Consider the following 1,244-nt stretch of genomic DNA (forward strand, 5'->3'; position numbering starts at 1 on the left):
CAGGGCAAGATCACGAACATTTAACGCGCACTTTAACATAACTGATTGACCGCGATCTTCCGTTGTGATCAGATACTGGCTTTTACGCGGAGCCAGTTTATGAACATCGATATTTTTGCAGAGCACTTTTCAGAATTAGAAGACCCAAGGCAAGCATCTAAGGTCGTTTATCCCTTGTTTGACGTGGTGTTTTTAACGCTGTGTGCAGTTATCGCAGGCTGTGAGGGCTGGGAAGATATTGAAGATTTCGGTGAAAACCGCTTTGACTGGTTGCAAGAACATGGTTTTTTCAAACTGGGCTTGCCGGTACACGACACTATCGCGCGGGTGATGTCATTGCTGGACAGCGAAGCCTTACAGCGTTGCTTTGCCAGTTGGATGCAGGCTTGTACAGAACTTACTGATGGTCAGGTAGTAGCGATTGACGGCAAAACGCTGCGCGGCTCCTACAACCGTGAAGACCGCTGCTCATCTATTCATATGGTTAGCGCGTTTGCCAGTGCCAATGGCGTGGTAATGGGCCAGGTTAAAACGGACGAGAAGAGCAACGAAATTACGGCGATACCTCAGCTACTTAACTTGCTGGAGCTTAAAGGATGTCTGGTCAGTTTGGATGCCATGGGATGCCAGAAAGAGATAGCGCAGCAGATAGTAGATAAAGAAGCTGACTACCTGCTGACGGTTAAAGGCAACCAAGGACAGCTGCACGATGCAGTAAAACAAGTGTTTGCGGGTAAGGCGCGCAAAGACAGTGCAGCGCAGTCATTGGAAAAGAACCGTGGGCGCTTGGAGTACCGAGAATTCCAGGTATGTGATGCCAGTGAATTACCGGAAAAACTCAAAGCTGCGTGGCCAGCGCTGACAACCCTTGGCATGGCAACGACTTACCGGGTGGAAAAGCACAAGCGTGCGGTGTTAGAGCAACGTTATTTTATTAGCTCAGCCGCGCTTAGTGCCGAGCGGCTAGCCAGCGCAGTTCGCGAGCATTGGAGTATCGAAAACCAGTTGCACTGGGTGCTGGATGTGAGTTTAGGTGAGGATGCGTGCCAGATATACCGTGGTAATGCAGCGACTAATCTTGCCACGATGCGACACTTTGGTTTGAATATGTTACGCGCTGAGAAGCGAAAAATGAGTATCAGAAGAAAGCAGCGTCAGGCATTGATGAATGAGGCTTATTTGGATGCGGTGCTTGAAGCCGGCATGAGTGTGGTTATTAAATGACCACTCGTAATCTCACCCTG

The 1,244-nt window shown here is 49.3% G+C and carries 1 protein-coding gene; it reads left to right on the forward strand.

Features of this window, described 5'->3' with window-relative positions; genetic code table 11:
- Window positions 1-99: 99 nt before the first annotated feature.
- On the forward strand, window positions 100-1,224 hold the full coding sequence (locus L5M28_RS23895; RefSeq protein WP_042849116.1) for an ISAs1 family transposase: 1,125 nt from the start codon (window positions 100-102) through the stop codon (window positions 1,222-1,224).
- Window positions 1,225-1,244 lie beyond the last annotated feature (20 nt).

This window comes from Shewanella sp. SW32 (assembly GCF_025653365.1).
Lineage (GTDB): Bacteria > Pseudomonadota > Gammaproteobacteria > Enterobacterales > Shewanellaceae > Shewanella > Shewanella oncorhynchi.

What these genes read in the sequence shown, in the direction of transcription:
- L5M28_RS23895 (WP_042849116.1), top strand. Translation starts at nt 100, where the DNA reads ATGAACATCGATATTTTTGCAGAGCACTTTTCAGAATTAGAAGACCCA.